Below are 16,721 nucleotides of genomic sequence, written 5' to 3'. Positions count from 1 at the left end.
CTTTGGGAAAAAGGGCCGCAGACGATCCATCTGTTCATCCGTCAGCCAAAACAGGTCGCTCATCTCCAGTCTCCTCACAGAGCCTGAATCAGATTTCCTTAATCAAATCAATGGGTCCTGAGCCTAGATGGAATAACGCTTGCAAGTATTAGTGATGGAGGAAGTATCAGGCGTCGCGTGAATCTTCAAAATATACCAGCAGAAATGACTGGAGAAGACAGTATTTATAAAACGTTTACCGCAGAGCAGGATGGAGGAGCTATCGGTGCTGTTATCGATATGAATCCAAGAAGTGCTTTTGATCACAAAGGTTTATACAAATACGTAAACGTATACGGAATTTACTCGACGGAAAAAGGGTCTGCCGGGGCAAATAGAATACCTGGTATGTCTCCACACTTGGGACGGGGTGCTAAAGTTGTTTTGTCGGATAGATTTGGTAAAAATAAAGAATTCGGTATCATGACTTCTTTTCGATACCAAATGAGGACGCGTAATACGAGTAAAACGTGGCAAGAAGACAGTTATAATTATTACGACAAAAAAGGGAAGATTCTTAAACCGAATGCCAGTACGACGCCAGGCTGGAATGGCATGACTGCGCCTCGTTACGTTGATAGCGGTAGTTATTCTAATGATTTGAATACATTAGGGGGTGCTACGCGCCTGGAATGGCATCCGGTAAATAGTGGACTGACTGCCTCGGTGATGGGTTATGCATATGAGCGGTGGGAAAAATCTTTTATGGAGCATAATGAGTATCTTTTGGATGATACCGGGATCTGGAACCAAACTCCTACTACGGGCCGAGAATATATTTATCGGGCGCGAACGACGGCACGTAAAGATAACTGGAAGATGAATACCAACGGTGTTTTGGGAAATCTAAGCTGGTCTGATAATATTTCCACAATAAAATTACGTGCGGGTTATACGTGGGAAGATTATTTTAATCATGAGCCATATATAACTGCTCGTACTTATCCTTCAGAAAAGGCAAATCAGGCAATATTTGCCGATTATTATATTGATCAGGATAATGTTGCGACGCTTAACCACATTAGTGATCTGAATAAACTCCTTAATAGCGGTTATAAATTCCAAACGGTTCAACAGGAATATGATCGTGACCATGAAGGAGTGACAAACGTTCGCTTGGATTACACGCGGAACCTCAATCAAAATTCCCACGGTTTTGGGTTCGCCAGCGGATTTGAATGGCGCAGCCTGAACGCGACGAACTCTTCTGATCAGATATGGTATGTTCCAGGAGGAAGTGCCGGTTCCAGTATGTTTATTCCGGATATGAAAAATCCCAATGGACCATTTGTCGATTTGAATAATTTTCTATGGGACAAACAAACCATCGACAAAAGCAAATCAAAACAAACTACACAGCTAGCCTATTTCCGTTATCAGGAGCAGCTTTTTGATGGTTATGTTTCTCTGCATTATAAATGGAAAAATTCTCAACTCATTGCGGGTGTCAGGGCGGACGCTGTAAATTTTAATGCCTTTATTCCAGAAACAGATGGAACAAACGCCACAGGAAAAATTAATAAGAAAACAGGCGGGTATATTAATCCGTTACCTTCACTCACCTTTGTTCATGAGTTCCCTCATAATTTGATATTGCACGCGGTTTACAGCCAGTCTGTCGGGCGTCCACAACCAACAGATCTTGCTCAGGCTGAACAATTCAGTTGTGGTAACAATGATGATACTCAAGGCGGCGGGGTTGAATGTTCCCTGACACGTGGCAACCCTAACCTAAAGCCTCGTAAAGCTCAGAATTTCGATATTTCTCTGGATAAATTTTTCAATCGTGGTCGAGGAGTTTTTAGCGTAGCTTATTTTGATAAAATGATAAAACACGATATTTATACTACTCGTGCAACAATGTTGATTAATGATCAGCTTACTTACGTCAAGCAGCCACAAAATGCCAATAATTCGTCTCTTATGGGAGTAGAGGTTTCTCTGGTTAATAGGAGTATTAGAGGCCCGTGGAGGCAGTCATTTGACATAAATGCCAGCGGAACCTGGATGCGGGGAAGGATGACGTATAAAGGGTCGAATGTCTCTTATAAATTGCATGCTCTGACAGAGCAGCCAAAGTACATTTTTAATGGTGGAGTTACATGGAATATTCCACAAATTCGAGGTGCTATAAAAGCGACCTTTTCTTATTCATCAAAATATTTGGAGGGTCTTAATGACGATCCATCTCAAATCTATGGCTATGGTTCACAGCCGAGTCTCGACATTGGCGCATGGCACGACATTACGAACGATCTGCGTTTCAAGTATGAAGTGTATAATTTGGCCGGTTCGCATACGCGTATGTACTATGGAAAAAATCTAAATAGACTTGAAGCAAAAGAAAATTATGGAAGAAGTATATATTTCGAATTGGTTTATAATTGATGTGATAATTATTGAATTTTCGGTAAAATTCTGAGTGGTTTTATTCCTATTTTTATATCGGAGCGTTTTGGTTCGTTTGTGACCTTTGGGCGAAACAATCTTGAAAAAGAGGCGGCCAGAGACCTTGAATGGTTTCTGGCCTGCCTGGGTTAGCCCTTCCGGTTGCGGAAAAACTGGATGGTGGCGGCCACTACGGAAATGACGGCAAGCGCCTGTTGAAAATAGGGACGAAAACGCTTGGGCCCGATGGTGGCCATAGCAGTCATGCCCGCCAAACCAATTTCACGGGCGCGTCCTGCGTGCTTGCAGCAGGCTTTGACTTTGCTGCAACAGCCTTGCTTGGCAGGTGTCTGTTCAACGGGAACGGTCTTGGTCTTCATGAAAATCCTCCTGAATAGAGTGAATCAGGGATTGAACGCTGACGAATACAAGAGGTTGTGTCCGTCAGTCTTCCTGCCCGTCTTTCTCTTTCTGAAGAATCTTGAGTTGTTTGTCTGCATCAGGGGCGTGGGGATCAAGCTGCATCATCTGTTTGTAAGTGCGCAGGGCGGCCTCTGGTTCATGCCTGTCCCGCTCACTCTCTGCCAGCATTCCCCACGCTGTGACATCTCCTGGGTCAGCCTGGATTGCGATACCCAGATCGGCAATGGCTCCGTTATTGTCGCCAGCGGCTGATCGTATGGCCGCTCGGTAACGGCGCAGAATGGGCTGATCGGGCTGGAGAGTGATGGCGGACGTCAGATCATCTTCGGCGGACTGGAAATCATGCTTGCCGAGAGCGTCCTGCGAATCGGTCAGAAGCATCCGCACCGCTCCGGTCAGGCTGCGGTTCCGCAATGTTTCCGCCTGATCGGCGAGTTTGCGCGCATCCTTGTCGTTTCCAGCGAGAGCGAGAGCCTTTTCCGCTTCAACAAGCCGTTCCTGAACGGTCTTGTGGTGCGGATGTGCCTTGCCGGAATCGGATGTGGCAGAATCGTTTTTGACGGGGGGAGGCGTCTGACCTGAGGGCGCTGACGCGGCAGGCGTCGGAGAGCCTGCGGGAGCCGCAGAGGCAAAAAAGACCGGAGTACAAAGCAGAACGGCGCCAGCCATCAGCCAGCGCCGTCCAGTTGTCATCCAGCGGATCAAGGCAATTAGCCCTGACGTGCCTTCATGCGCGGGTTCTTCTTGTTGATGATGTAAACGCGTCCACGACGGCGGACAACGCGGCAGTCCTTGTCGCGGACCTTTGCGGACTTCAGGCTGTTGCGGATCTTCATGATGTTTCCAGGCTCTCGACTGTGTGGTCCATGATGGACCGGATAGCGGGCCGGAACGCCCGCAAAAGGATGGCCCCGCTTACCGATGGTCCGTCAGTGAGTCAAGGACAACTGCGTTCCGAAGCGCGGAAAAGCTACGGCAAAGGTTTCTGCAACGGTGTGTGACTACCGGGCCAGAAGGCTTGTCCCGAGATTATTTTCCCCTAATCATGCGGCCATGATCAAGCGTCGCTTTGTGGCCACCCTGCTTCTGGCCGTCCCGCTCGCCTTTCCGGTTCTGGCTCATGCCGAAGATGGAGGGGCCAAAACCAACGATGATGATCCGTCGATCAATGCTTTGGGGATCGGAGTTAACCAGATCCTCAAGGTTTTGCAGGTTCATCCTGATTCTGCCAGCGATTCCTGCATCAACGCGCTTAAGGAAATGCATGCGGCGCAGGATCAGTTGAGCAAGGAAGAAGGACACGAGAACAATCAGGACGTTGAGGTGGCGCGTGATGTCACTGCGTCCAGTATGGAAGACGTGACGACCATCTGCGGGACGGATGCCCGGACCCTGTGTCGCGAGTCCGCTGATGGAAATCCCACTCTTGCTAAAGCCTGCCACGCTTTGCCACATGAAGACGACTGACAGAGTTGAGCATCACAATGCGGCGATAAATTCCGTCAAATCATGTCATGTGTATTCAGGGGCTAACCATTATAGTGCCGGAGGAGTAGGGTTTCCGGCCTGAGTTGATGATAACAACTGTAAGACTGCTTCGGAATGACCCGTTTACCTGGCAGGGATAGCCCTTCTTGACCGCTGTACTCCAGTCGGTCTTCCGCCCGGGATGGATCCAGTTCAGCCTTAGAACCTGGATTGCGCTGGTCGTAGCATTGGCCACAGCTTTCTGGGCTCAGGTTGATACGCCTGCGGGTGCCGGTGTGACCGTTATGATTCTTGCCCAGCCGCTGCGTGGGCAGGCTCTTTCCAAGGCACTTTATCGCTTTTTAGGCACGTTGCTGGGAGTTGGTGTCTCTATCCTGCTGATCTCCATGTTCAGTCAGGATCGTGGACTGTTCCTTGGTGGTGTTGCTCTGTGGATGGCCGGATGTGCCTTTGTCGGCACTCTGGAGCGGGATTTTCGGGCCTATGGCGCCCTGCTGGCCGGGTACATGGTGGCGCTTGTTGCCGTCGCCAGCGTTGATAGTCCCCAGAACATCTATCATGTCAGCGTGGCCCGAGCGTCCACCGTGGCAATCGGTGTGGCTTCCGTGGCGGTCGTCAACCTGTTGTCCGGCTCGCCTCAGGCCTGGCGAAATCTCGCGCGGGGATTACAGAATCTGGGGCAGAGAATCCGTGGGCTGAGTCATGCTGCGATTATGGGGGATCCCCCTCCTTCGGCGCAGGGCACCACGGCGCTTGCCTCCGAAATCCTGTCTTTGATGACCCAGATTTCCTATGCGCGGACAGAGCTTGATCGCAGCCGTTTGCGTATGGCGGGTGCCAAACTCAGCATTATCGGCATGTTGACCGTTCTGACATGCAGCCGTGCCATTTCCACGCTTCTGAAGGAAGGAGACGTAACGGAAATCATGGTGCGCTATGTCCGTCAGTGGCATGAGCGTGTTGAAGATGGCACGAACCGGCAGGAAACAATGGGAACGATCCTGTCCAATATTCGTAAGGAAGATCCTGAATATTTTCCGACAGCTCGGGATGCCTGGTTTCTGGAACGTGCGGCGACGCTGCTGAGTAATCGGCTCCATATTCATACGGGTATCAGCACGCTCATGAAGGCTACTCCGGCTGGAGAGGCTCTCAAGCTCGCAACCTTGGCCAATAATACGGATTACATTACCGCCTTCATCAACAGTATGCGGGTGCTGATCGGTTTCAGTTTTGTCGCCGCTTTCTGTATCGGGACAAGTCTGCCTGCTTCGGCAACAGCCCTGTCCCAGTGCGCACTGGTGCTTGTGCTGGCGTCGTCATCTCTTGATACGGCGCAGTTCGGCAAAGGTGCAATGATCGGGACCCCGCTGGGTATTGTGGCTGCGGCTTTTCTGTCCTTCTGGGTCTTGCCCTACGTCTATACATTGCAGGGGCTTGCGTTTGTTCTGCTGCCTCAGACGGTCATTGCCTGTCTGCTGCTCATGAACCCGAAGACCTCAGCCATAGGCTTCCACTACGGTGCGTTCTTCCTTGTGTTCGTGGGACTGGGCAACCACCATAGCTATGACCCTGAAGCCTTCATTGAACGCAACACCTTTTATTTTATCTCCGCGGTCCTGTCCTTCATTCTGCTGGTTCTGTTGTGGCCACCCACGGCGCGGCGACACCGTTTCCGGATTGCCGTGGCCATTTCCTCCGATCTGGAGTCCCAGCTTGGCGGCCATGGTGAGGCGATGGGGCCAGCCCTTCTGAGCCGGAAATATGATCGACTGAGCCAGCTTCTGCTCTGGACGAAGCGTCTCCCTAAAGGCGGGACAGCGTCCGAGCATGTTTTTGAACGTCTCGTGGCGCTGGAGGATCTGTCCAGCACGATTGCCCGTGTGAGGCTGTATCTCGATCAGGCTGCCCGTATGCCGTCCCTGCGACATCTTGTCCGTCCCGCCCGCAAGGCTCTGGCGCGGGACAGTCTTGGCGTTCTGGAGCGTGAGCTGGCGGATATGACGCAGGAATTTCTTGATCGTCTCCGCCTTGGGGCGCCCAGTGAGGAAATCCTGATCATCAACTGTGTTGGTGGACTTGAAGCCGTACGGGTCATGCTTTTGCGGAACCGGACGGCTGTTCATCATTATGGAATAGGACGCAAACGATGGTGATGACACAGGTCGTAGACCTTGGGGGTTTGCTCGTCTCCGCGTTTGTCGTCAATCTGGCCCTGTCACTTCTGACGCTGGCCATTCTCCGCTGGCTCATGGGCTGGTTCGATCTCTGGCGTTTCGTCTGGGATCCGCCATTGGCCCAGTTCGGCATCCTTATCTGCCTTCTCGGGCTTTACACCCTGATCCTCTGATACAAGGCCGTTTCCAGTGCTTTCCAGTGCCCATCGTCTGATCCGTCTGACCATTACCATCTCCATCCTTGTGGTGGCTGCTGTCGTGGTGGTCATCCTGTGGGACTATTACACGGCCTCTCCCTGGACCCGGAATGGACAGGTGCGTGTGCAGGTCGCCAATATTGCACCGCGCATTTCCGGGCAGATTTTGCATGTGAACGTCCATGACAACCAGCCCGTCCATCGGGGGGATGTTCTGTACGAAATTGACCCGTTCGACTTTCAGGTGGCTGTGGATGCTGCCAAGGCAAAGGTTGCGGAACGCAAGGCGGATATGGAGTTCAAGGAGGTCCAGTCTGAGTGGCGCAAGGCCATTCCGGGCGTGGCTGTCTCCAAGGAAGAGAAGAAGCAATACGTTGCGCTCGCCCAGCAGGCAGCGGCGCAATACGCTTCGGCACAGGCGGAACTGCGGCAGGCCGAAATCAATCTGGACCGCACGAAGGTCCGAAGTTCTCTGGACGGGATCGTCACGAACCTGATCATGCGTCCGGGTGATTTCGCCACGGCGGGTACAGTGAACATGCACGTCATTGATACGAGTTCATACTGGATTGACGGGTATTTCGAGGAAACCAAGGTTCATGATCTGGATGAGGGAGATCTCGTCCGTATGGATCTGATGGGCTACCATGACCCCCTCTACGGGCATATCGAGAGCATCACGCGGGGTATTGCCAGTAACAATGCGCTTGTGAACGAGCAGGGCCTGCCGACGGTCGATCCTGTTTATACCTGGGTGCGGCTGGCACAACGTATTCCGGTGCGTGTGAAAATCGACAAACTGCCGGATGATCTGACACTTGCTGCGGGCATGACGGCGACGGTCACGGTTGTGTCTGAATCGGGAAACCGCCGCCATCGCTCCACACAGGATGCGTTCCAGCATTTCGGAGACGATATCCGACATCTTTTTGGTCATAAGTAACGGATTGTCTTGCGATTTTCACAATCCATTTGTTCTGTCAGCCGTTAACATACCGGACAGAAAATCGGATATCTGAAAACGGGGCGGCAGGTAGCTTGCCCTGATTTTACAAACTGAGAAGGAAGAATTGTGCACGCATCCCTTTCTTGCCGGACACTGGGCTTCGCGCTGAGTGGTCTGTGCCTTGTCGCTGCCTTCTCAACGGCTGAAGCCGCTGCGACGGATAAAGCCCGCAAAGCCGGAGCACTTGTCAGTTCAGGCCCTCTGGCGGACGCATTGAGTCTTCCAGATGCGGGGAAATCCCTGCGGATTACCTATCTTTCGACGGATGGTGTGACGGGGAAAGGGCTCGTGCCCGTGACGGCTGAGGTGATTGTTCCTTCGGGGGAAGCTCCTGCCGGTGGCTGGCCAATTGTCGCCTGGGCGCATGGGACCGTGGGCAACGACGATAGCTGTGCCCCCTCCCTGAATCCGTACAGTGCCCGCAACACACAATATCTTTCGGAATGGATGAAGCGCGGCTTCGCGATTGTCGCGACAGACTATCAGGGTTTGGGAACGCCGGGTGTTCATCCGTATCTGAACACGCGGGCCGAAGCTTACAGTGTTCTGGATTCCGTCCGTGCTGCACTGAAATCGGTTCCGGGCCTTCAGAACAAAATCATGATCGTTGGTCAGTCACAGGGTGGTGGGGCTGCTTTCGCTTCCGCAGCTTTCGCTCCTGCCTATGCGCCAGACCTCAACATTCGTGGAACTGTTGCAACGGGTATTCCCTATCTGACCCCGGAAATTCTCTCAGCTATGCTGGCGCAGGCGGGTAAGGCAACGGGCTACAGCCCTCTTGTGGCCTATACGCTTCTGATTGGATCATCTTATGCGGGCCTGAACCCTCATTTCCGCCCGGAAGAGGCGTTTACAGCCAAGGCCATGCCAGCCTTCAAGGCGGCAGAAACGTCATGCCTGACTGGTCTGTCTGATCTGGCAGAGAAAGATGGCCTGACGCTGGCAAATGCGCTTCAGCCGACCTATGCCAAGGCTATGTCCCCGGCCATGAAGGGTATGATGTATCCGACGCTGAAACTGGCACAGCCTCTCTTTGTTGGTACCGGAACCGCTGATGAAGACGTGCCGACGCAGTTGCAGACTGGTCTGGTCAAGGCGGCCTGTGCGGCAGGAACCGTAGTACAGGCGCATCTGTACAAGGGGCTGGATCATTCCCAGACAGTCAACGCGTCCCTGCCGGATTCTGCCGCGTTTACAAAGGCGGTCATGGCCGGAGATGCGGTACCCTCAACCTGCGGTGCTCTGTCGCAGTAAAGGACTATTCAGCGCAGGTCTGTTCGACACGGCGGACCTGTGCTGGTCTGACTTTGCTCGCATGATGAGGAAGGTCAGGCATGGACACCTCCTAGGGTTTGTGGTCAGAAAGCCCTCATGTCCGGCCATAAATCTGCTTTCGGCTCCATTTTTCGCAATGTCAGCTTTCTGACGGTTGGCCGGATCGTCAACGCGCTGTGTAGCTTTGTCTATACGGCCTTTGCCGTACGCGCTTTGGGGCTTGCCGATTTTGGCCTCCTGATCCTCATCCATTCTCTGGCGACAACCGGCTCCATGCTGTCGCGTATGCAGTCCTGGCAGACGCTTATCCGTTATGGCAGTCAGGCTTTCTCGGACGGACAGGCCGATCTTTTGCGTCGGGTGACGTCCTTCTGTGTCCGGCTGGATTTCATTTCGGCAGGATGTGCTGTGGTTTTCAGCCTGGTCGCGACGCAGATTTATGCCTTCACGGCTCACTGGAGCCTGCATGACCGGCTGATGGCGGATCTGTACGTCTGCGTGGCACCTTTCATGTATACTGGCTGGTGCAACGGCGTGCTGCGGATGGCCGGGAAGTTTCATCTTGTCCCGGTGAGTGATACCTGCACGGCAGTCGTGCGGACTCTCGGTGTTCTTCTGGGCTTTTTCCTCGGTTTCAAGCTGGCCTATTTTTTGTGTGTCTGGGCTGTCACCATCATACTGGACTACGGTCTGTACATCTACTTTGCCCTGTCCGTTCTCCGTACCAGATATGGATTCCGGTATTTCCGTTCGTTTCGTGGCTGGGGATGGTCTCTGCCAGGCATGTGGCAGTTTACGCGCTCAACCAGCATTAACCAGACGCTCAGCAATATTTCAGGACATGTCGCCACCCTTCTGGTCGGGAGTGGTTTGGGATCAGCCGATGCCGCGGTTTTCCGGGTGTGTCGGCAAATTGCAGACGGTATTGTCACACCGGCCCAACTCCTTTCTCCGGTGCTTTATCCTGAACTGGTGAAGATGAGAGACCGCAAGGACTGGATAGGACTGAAAAAGGTTTCCAGACGTGTTTTCGGAATTCTTGCAGGGATATCGGTCATCCTGATGGCGCTAGCCTTCGGGATTGGTTCACGGGTCTTTTACATGATGCTCCACACGCATGTGAGCGGCACGACGATTTATATTGTCATCATGCTGGGAGCCGCGATCTGTAGTCTCCTGACGATTCCGCTGGAGCCTCTGCTGATTGTGGTGGGGCAGGTTCGTTTCCTGATGCGTAATCGCACCGTGATCACGGCGATCTATTTCCCCGCGCTGTATATGCTGACCGTGCGCTATGGTCTGGCTGGTGCCTGCCTCAGCACGCTCGCCTGTAATGCTGCCATCCTGCTGTCTTGCTTTGCAGGGATGCGGAATTTTTCTGGAGAGGTCAGGTCAAAGGGCGGTTGCGCCCCTGCCGAAGAGCCCGCCAGATCAGGTGAAAGCGTCTGAGGAAACAGGGCGTCTTCTGGATGTTTGCGAGCATGTAACGCAGGCTCGTTCCCAGCACCTTGATGAGAAAATAGAGAACCATGTTCACCGTATGCAGCCACGGACGGCGAATACGGGGGCGCTCGATCCAGAGTCTGTTGCGGATGGTGCAGAAAACGCGGCGGTCTTCGGTTGCCAGCGTTAGCCAGGGATGGGCTGTCTTTCGATCCGCCTGCCAGGATGTTTCAATGTCCCGCAGGGGGCTGTCCGGACAGAGCCAGATCTGACCGCCATGTTCCGGGATCTGCAAGGAAAAGGCGTAATCATCGAAATAAAGATGGAAATGAGCTGGCGGTAAAGCGATGCGATCCAGCCATGATCGTGCGAGCCACAATCCGCCATATGCAGCGGATTCAAGCTCAAGACAGCCGTGCTCCATCCGGGCCCTGCGTTTCCCACCGTTCCAGAGATGGGCCAGGTTGAAGTCAAAGAACGCATCCGGCTCAATCCCGTGGAGTGTTTTCCGTGCCAGGGCTTTCTGGTAAACGCGCCGGTCTTCGCGGAAGCACATCAGGGTTGTGTTGTCGTTGCTGCCAAAGGCGCGCCAGGTGTTTTCAAGACCTTCCAGCGTGGAAGGTCTTGGCACCGTATCGTCGTCCAGTATCCAGAGAAAACGGATGTCATGGAGGGTGCGGGCATGGGCGAGGGCGGCGTGAAAGCCACCAGCGGACCCGGTGTTTTCCTCCAGCCGCACAAGGTGGAGACGATCGGTTCCAAATTTATCCTGTAGAGCGGTGAGGGCTGCCTGATTGTCTGCAGGGGATCCATTGTCAACGACAACAGCTCTTACGACGCCACAGGCGAAGCTGGCTGTCAGAACCTGATCCAGCAAATGTGCCCGTTGCCCATATGTGACTGTAACGACGCAGACAGACATGTCGGAAGAGGAAACGGGCATCAGATTTCCAGATCGTAAAGTGACGGGATGATCTGGCGTGCAGATCAGAGACGCCCTGTATTGAGAACACGATGGCAGATGTCCATCACTCTGTCCCGGCAATAAAGGACTTCCGGGTCTGCGACTTCCTTCTTCGGGCACCAGTGCGGTGCTTTCAGGCCTTGTGGCGTCAGGGGACGGATAAGCCCTTCCTGTGCCAGACGCCGGTACCAGCGAAGGAAATCAGTGCCTCCGGCCAGCCAGCCGCGTCGGATGAGGGCAGGGCGGAGAGCGGGCAGATACCGGTCGGCGGAGAGTTTGAGTCTCTGAACGAGGGGAAAATTGGCACGGAGTGGATAAAGCCATGTGGGATGCCCGGTTCTCCAGGCATCGGCAACGAGGGAAGCACTATCCGCTGTCACGATCAGACGCGTACTGTCTTCAAGGACGTTCTTGAGCGGTCGATGGTCGAGCACATTGGGAGTGTTTTTATACCGTGCTTCGAGTTGTCGTTGAATGGCTTGTGGAGTGCGAGGGCCCGGCACAAAGCGGATCCTGTCACCGTTTGCCGTAGCAAGGCGTTCGGCAGCCTCGGCGAGGGGGACGACATCGCTTTCATCAAACAGAAAGTGACGGGTCGGGCCACCGAGAAGGACGGATGTCAGGCCCTGCGACGGGCTGGAGCTTTCAGCAGCAATATCGGTATCAGCGCCATTCAACGGCATGTCGAGTTGAAAAATATTGTCGCCAGACGGGAAATCGTCTTGCGGCATCAGAATAATCAGATCGAGCCGATGTGGTGCAACATGTCGGGGGCGGCCAAACTGGATGAAGCCGGGCCGCTTACCGAATTCTTCGTAAAGTCGCAGGGCAGGCTCAAGCGCCTTGCCGAACGAGAAAATCAATGTGGGTTCCGAAAGGGCAGGCTCTCCTGGTTCGATGAACCGGTATGGAAGGCCCGTTGCAACAGCCAGAGCTTCACATTGTCGCATCTCGCCCTGACGGTGCGTATCGACGATGAGGATGGACGGTTTCATGGGAGAGAGCATATTCCAGATCTGATCAGTTCTGGCCATAAAAGGGTACGTCAGTGCATGGCACTGCCATCCTTCTTTCATCAAAGGATGGCAGGAAAGTTATTTTTTATCTCGAAGATGCGCGGTCCATGGCCCAGATTGCAAAAGCCTGCACCAGCGCGACTTCTTCCAGCCGCTTGAAGCGCCCGGATGATCCGCCATGGCCTGCATCCATGTTGATGCGGCACAGGAATGGGCCGCCTGAGGCGACTTCACGCAGCTTGGCAATCCATTTCGCGGGCTCCCAATACGTGACGCGCGGGTCGGACAGGCCACCCATGGCGAGAATAGGCGGGTAAGGCCGTGCCTGAATATTGTCGTATGGCGAGTAGCTGGCGATGAGGTCGTAGGCGTCCTCGTCTTCCAGCGGGTTGCCCCATTCCGGCCATTCTGGTGGCGTGAGGGGGAGGGACGTGTCGGACATGGTGTTAAGCATGTCCACAAACGGCACCTGCGCGGCGATCCCGGCAAAAAGATCCGGCGCCATATTGGCGACAGCCCCCATCAGCAGACCACCCGCCGAGCCACCATGAGCCACGATGCGACCTGCTGATCCGTAGCCTTCTTTTACAAGATAGTTCGCTGATGCGATGAAGTCCGTGAAGGTATTGGGCTTGGTTTTGCCACGCCCTTGCAGGAACCAGTTCCAACCCTTTTCCGAGCCGCCACGAATATGCGCGATGGCATAAACCCAGCCACGGTCCACAAGACTGAAAACCGTCGTGGAGAAGCTGGCGTCCATGGCAATGCCGTATGAGCCGTAACCGTAAAGCAGCAGGGGCGCGGACCCATCCAGAACCTGTCCCTTGCGCATCAGGACCGTCAGGGGAACCTGCTCCCCGTCAGGTGCCGTCGCGAAAAGGCGACGTGTTTCGTATTTTTCAGGATCATGCCCGGAGGGGACGTCACGAACCTTCTGGAGTGCGCGCTCTCCGGTGGCCAGATCGTAGTCATACCAGTGCGCCGGTGTTGTCGGGGACTGATAGACGTACCGCAAAACCGAGCCTTCATATTCGAGAACGCCCTGAAGCGTCAGATCGTAAGCCGGTTCATCCATGCCAATGGTCACAGCCTGACTGCGAACATCCCCGCTGACGCCAGCTTTCACCACGCGGATATGAACATTGCCGTCCTTTCGCTCTGACCAGGCCAGATAATTGCGGGATGCGGTTGCACCCAGAATATAGTGCCCTTCCAGATACGGCACGAATGGTGCCCAGTTCTCTCGTCCGGTGGCCGTGTCAGGCGTCTGCATGAGCTGGAAGTCGACAGCACCGCCGGCATTGGTAAGGATGATGAAATGGTCATTCCAGTGTGTGAAGGAATAACGCTCGCCACGGATCAGCGGAGCGGCCACGACTGGCAGGGCGGTTGGGTCAGAAGCTGGGATCAGCAGCGTTTCGTTCGTGTCATGGTCGCCGCGTTCGATGACAATCCACTTGCGGGACGCACTGGTGCCGATGCTCAGGAAGAAGCCGGGGTCGGTTTCATCAAAGACCAGAACATCTTCGCCCCCCGTCAGCGGACGGCGGTAGATCCGGGATGGGCGGCCGTTGTCGTCCCGGAAGATCCAGAACAGCCATGCGCTGTCTGGCGAAATGGCGAAGCTGCCAGTCGTGCTTTCAACCGGTGCGGCGCAAAGCTCACCGCTCTCCAGATCCTTGACCTGGATGCGATAGACTTCTGATCCCTGCACGTCTTCCGAATACACGAAGTAGCGATGATTGGCGGAGTGAGCTGTTCCGCCGAGGGCGTAGTAATCGAATTCTTTGGCGCGGGCATCCACATCAAGGAGAACCTGCTCGTCCCCACCGTCGCGCGGGCGGCGTGCCCGAAGCGGATGCTGGGCGCCATCTTCAAAGCGGCTGTAGTAGGCCCATGGGCCATCCGGGACAGGCACGGATTCTTCAGCCGGCGGGATGCGCCCGATCATTTCCTGCAGAAGTTCTTTGCGGAGCGGCTCCATACCGGCCAGCACGCTCTCGGCGTAGGCGTTTTCAGCCTTGAGGTGCTCGGTAATATCCGGGCGTAGAACGGACGGATCACGCAGAACCTGCTGCCAGTTCTCATCCTTCATCCAGGCATAGGAATCGGTGCGGGTCCGGCCAAGCTGCGTGGTTGAGAAAGGCTCCTTTTTGGGAGCGGGCGGAACGGGGAAGGGGTGCTGGGTTTCTGACATGGCCGAAACCTTGGCGCAGAAATGCGGATGACTCAATCCGGCAGGAGGACGGTAATATTCAAAGCTGGATCAGAGAGGACGGTATCGGGAAAAATAATCGGAAAAGAAACCGGAAGGCTTCTCAGGTGTTCTTTGTGCAACGGCGGATGATCTTTCAGATCGGGGCTTGTCTCCGGGAGGTTGGGTCTCAGTAGCCGTCATGTAATCATATCAGACATGGAAAGATTTCCTCCATGAATACCAATAAGTATTTTGCCGCTTTCGCTGCTCTTGGTCTGGCTTTCTCTGGTGCTGCTGTTGCCCAGACGGCGCCACAGCCGGGTCAGCCGATTGTTCCGCCGGGAACTCAGGCCGTTATCACGCCGAACCATGTTCAGGCTGTGGGTGGCATCAATGGTGTTGCAACCGCAGCAACGCCGGGCACGCTGGGTGAAAACGGCATGCCGTCCATTGACAGCGCACAGGCCGGCAATGTGGCAGGTCTGACGTCCTATTGTATCCACAAGAAGCTGTCTCTGGGTACGGCTCCGCGTTCTGCGTCCCGTACGCTGGCCAAGCGCCCGGATGTACAGAATGACCAGTACTACTCACTGGGTGGTCGCGGCCTTCTCCAGACCAGCACGAACACGCCTTTCGACATTTCCACGCTGCCGAAAGACAAGCAGGTTCTGGTCTGCCGTGATCTCTTCAAAAAGGCCCAGAGCCTCAACAACTGAGACTTCTGAATTTTCGTCCTGAAAAGGCCCCGGGGGTTATCCTCCGGGGCTTTTTTCGTTTCTGGTGTCAGCCGTTGCGTGCCTTTGCAGCGAAGGCGTTCAGCTTGACCAGCGTGTCGTCAAACTGCCCGTTGGCTTCGGCAAATCGCAGGAAGCGGACACGTTCCACAAGGATTTCCGGGGGTGTTGGCTGCTGGGAAAGCAGTGCCATGACCTCGTCGGAAAAGTCATCGAGAGGCTGATAGCCCGGACGTGTCTCCTGTCCTGGCGTTAGTCCCGTCTGGACCGCAGGCGGGGCCAGTTCAATGACTTCGACTTTCCCTTTCAGGACTTCGCGAAGAGCGATCGTATAGGAATGGATTGCGGCTTTCGTGGCGTTATAGGTCGGCGTGGTGGTGAGCGGGACGAATGCCAGCCCGGACGTCACGTTAATGATGACAGCGTCCTGCTGCTTCACCAGATGATCGGTCAGGGCGTTGATGAGGCGGATCGGACCGAGAAGGTTCGTCGTGATCGTGTCTTCAGCGTCTGTCAGATCGTGGGTTTTGGTGAGATCTTCAAACCGCATGATCCCGGCGTTGTTGATGACGATATTCAGGTCTGGATAGGCTTTCAGAAGGCGATCCGAAAAATCGGCGATGCCGTCAGCACTCTCAATATCCAGTGTCAGCGCGTGCATGTTGGGACGGCCTGCAATGGCGCTTTCCAGAGCATCCTTCCGCCGTCCGGCGACGATGACTGTATTGCCCGCGTCATGCAGCCTCTGTGCCAGAGCCTGTCCTATCCCCGAGCCGCCACCGGTTACCAGGATTGTATTTCCAGTCTGTTTCATCGGAGTTGCTCCTTCATGAATTGGAACACTTTATCTAGCGGGCTATCGTTGATCGGGAAGAAGGCACCTCAAAGATTTATACGCACCAAAAGGAGAGCGACCCATGACGGATAATCCCTATGAGGCGTCTCCAGAGCGCCGTGCCCAGCGGCTTGCTGAGACAGCGCCGACCGAGTGTGACGTGCGTGTTGGGCGACTGGTGACAGACCTGATCGGACGCGTGGCCGATAAGTGGACGATGATTATTCTGGAAGTGCTGGAAGAGCATAAAGAACTGCGCTTCACGGAACTGGCGCGCAAGGTTGAGGGCATCAGCCAGAAAATGCTGACACAGACGCTCCGCCATATGGAGCGCGACGGCATGGTGACCAGAACCATTCATCCTGTCATCCCGCCACGCGTGGACTATCGTCTCACGCCGCTTGGTCTAAGCCTCGGCGCTGCGTTCTGCGGTGTCTGGATTTGGGCAGAAAAAAATCTGGCAGAAGTGGAAGCCGCCCGGACGGCTTTTGATGCCAGATGAAGTCCATGCCTGACAGAATGGTGTCAGGCATGGAATG

The 16,721-nt window shown here is 54.5% G+C and carries 16 protein-coding genes; 9 read left to right on the top strand and 7 right to left on the bottom strand.

Annotated elements, in window-relative coordinates; all coding sequences use genetic code 11:
- Window positions 1-177 precede the first annotated feature (177 nt).
- Entirely contained in the window at window positions 178-2,427 is a 2,250-nt protein-coding gene (locus J4P41_RS14040; RefSeq protein WP_426067628.1) for a TonB-dependent receptor domain-containing protein, read from the top strand.
- A gap of 149 nt (window positions 2,428-2,576) precedes the next feature.
- Here the strand turns inward: J4P41_RS14040 and J4P41_RS14035 are convergent, their stop codons facing one another.
- From J4P41_RS14035 to ykgO, 3 genes are all read right to left on the bottom strand, one after another.
- Window positions 2,577-2,807 (bottom strand): hypothetical protein, encoded by a 231-nt coding sequence (locus J4P41_RS14035; protein ID WP_175266174.1) that lies wholly within the window; start codon window positions 2,805-2,807, stop codon window positions 2,577-2,579.
- 64 nt (window positions 2,808-2,871) lie between these two features.
- The gene (locus tag J4P41_RS14030; protein WP_426067627.1) at window positions 2,872-3,543 is read right to left on the bottom strand and encodes a tetratricopeptide repeat protein; all 672 of its coding nucleotides are present in this window, start codon (window positions 3,541-3,543) and stop codon (window positions 2,872-2,874) included.
- A gap of 17 nt (window positions 3,544-3,560) precedes the next feature.
- Window positions 3,561-3,686, bottom strand: a complete 126-nt coding sequence (gene ykgO, locus J4P41_RS14025; RefSeq protein WP_007281615.1) for a type B 50S ribosomal protein L36 — start codon at window positions 3,684-3,686, stop codon at window positions 3,561-3,563.
- A 217-nt stretch (window positions 3,687-3,903) separates the two neighbouring features.
- Between ykgO and J4P41_RS14020 the strand changes: the two genes are divergently transcribed.
- From J4P41_RS14020 to J4P41_RS13995, 6 genes are all read left to right on the top strand, one after another.
- Window positions 3,904-4,317: a hypothetical protein gene (locus J4P41_RS14020; RefSeq protein ID WP_034880666.1), complete on the top strand. Its 414-nt coding sequence runs from the start codon at window positions 3,904-3,906 to the stop codon at window positions 4,315-4,317.
- Between the two features lie 167 nt (window positions 4,318-4,484).
- Window positions 4,485-6,494 (top strand): FUSC family protein, encoded by a 2,010-nt coding sequence (locus J4P41_RS14015; RefSeq protein ID WP_426067626.1) that lies wholly within the window; start codon window positions 4,485-4,487, stop codon window positions 6,492-6,494.
- Window positions 6,488-6,688, top strand: a complete 201-nt coding sequence (locus tag J4P41_RS14010; protein ID WP_010504136.1) for a DUF1656 domain-containing protein — start codon at window positions 6,488-6,490, stop codon at window positions 6,686-6,688. Before J4P41_RS14015 ends, J4P41_RS14010 begins: the two co-directional genes overlap by 7 nt.
- Before the next feature lie 16 nt (window positions 6,689-6,704).
- Window positions 6,705-7,655 carry an efflux RND transporter periplasmic adaptor subunit gene (locus J4P41_RS14005; RefSeq protein WP_426067625.1) on the top strand — a complete coding sequence of 317 codons (951 nt, stop codon included), beginning with the start codon at window positions 6,705-6,707 and terminating at the stop codon, window positions 7,653-7,655.
- A 129-nt stretch (window positions 7,656-7,784) separates the two neighbouring features.
- On the top strand, window positions 7,785-8,972 hold the full coding sequence (locus tag J4P41_RS14000; protein WP_426067624.1) for a lipase family protein: 1,188 nt from the start codon (window positions 7,785-7,787) through the stop codon (window positions 8,970-8,972).
- A 117-nt stretch (window positions 8,973-9,089) separates the two neighbouring features.
- A complete protein-coding gene (locus J4P41_RS13995; protein WP_426067623.1) occupies window positions 9,090-10,442 on the top strand; it encodes a lipopolysaccharide biosynthesis protein in 1,353 nt (450 codons plus the stop codon).
- On the opposite strand, the gene J4P41_RS13990 is transcribed toward J4P41_RS13995, so the two are convergent.
- The 3 genes from J4P41_RS13990 to J4P41_RS13980 all read right to left on the bottom strand — a co-directional run bounded on the left by J4P41_RS13990 (window position 10,381) and on the right by J4P41_RS13980 (window position 14,613).
- Window positions 10,381-11,379 carry a glycosyltransferase gene (locus J4P41_RS13990; protein WP_426067622.1) on the bottom strand — a complete coding sequence of 333 codons (999 nt, stop codon included), beginning with the start codon at window positions 11,377-11,379 and terminating at the stop codon, window positions 10,381-10,383. The two genes, J4P41_RS13995 and J4P41_RS13990, sit on opposite strands and share 62 nt — an antisense overlap.
- Before the next feature lie 44 nt (window positions 11,380-11,423).
- Window positions 11,424-12,395, bottom strand: a complete 972-nt coding sequence (locus J4P41_RS13985; protein WP_426067621.1) for an ELM1/GtrOC1 family putative glycosyltransferase — start codon at window positions 12,393-12,395, stop codon at window positions 11,424-11,426.
- Window positions 12,396-12,501: 106 nt separating this feature from the next.
- Complete coding sequence (locus J4P41_RS13980) at window positions 12,502-14,613, bottom strand: S9 family peptidase (RefSeq protein WP_426067620.1); 2,112 nt, start codon at window positions 14,611-14,613, stop codon at window positions 12,502-12,504.
- A gap of 233 nt (window positions 14,614-14,846) precedes the next feature.
- Between J4P41_RS13980 and J4P41_RS13975 the strand changes: the two genes are divergently transcribed.
- Window positions 14,847-15,329 carry a hypothetical protein gene (locus J4P41_RS13975; RefSeq protein ID WP_023943831.1) on the top strand — a complete coding sequence of 161 codons (483 nt, stop codon included), beginning with the start codon at window positions 14,847-14,849 and terminating at the stop codon, window positions 15,327-15,329.
- 67 nt (window positions 15,330-15,396) lie between these two features.
- Here J4P41_RS13975 and J4P41_RS13970 read toward each other — a convergent pair whose 3' ends face one another.
- Window positions 15,397-16,161 (bottom strand): SDR family oxidoreductase, encoded by a 765-nt coding sequence (locus J4P41_RS13970; protein WP_426067619.1) that lies wholly within the window; start codon window positions 16,159-16,161, stop codon window positions 15,397-15,399.
- Between the two features lie 103 nt (window positions 16,162-16,264).
- Between J4P41_RS13970 and J4P41_RS13965 the strand changes: the two genes are divergently transcribed.
- A complete protein-coding gene (locus J4P41_RS13965) occupies window positions 16,265-16,684 on the top strand; it encodes a winged helix-turn-helix transcriptional regulator (protein WP_010504124.1) in 420 nt (139 codons plus the stop codon).
- Window positions 16,685-16,721 lie beyond the last annotated feature (37 nt).

The sequence above is a fragment of the Gluconobacter sp. NFX36 genome (assembly GCF_049887835.1).
GTDB lineage: Bacteria > Pseudomonadota > Alphaproteobacteria > Acetobacterales > Acetobacteraceae > Gluconobacter > Gluconobacter japonicus_A.
Note: the sequence above shows the minus strand (reverse complement) of the source record. Positions and strands in the feature narration are given on the sequence as shown.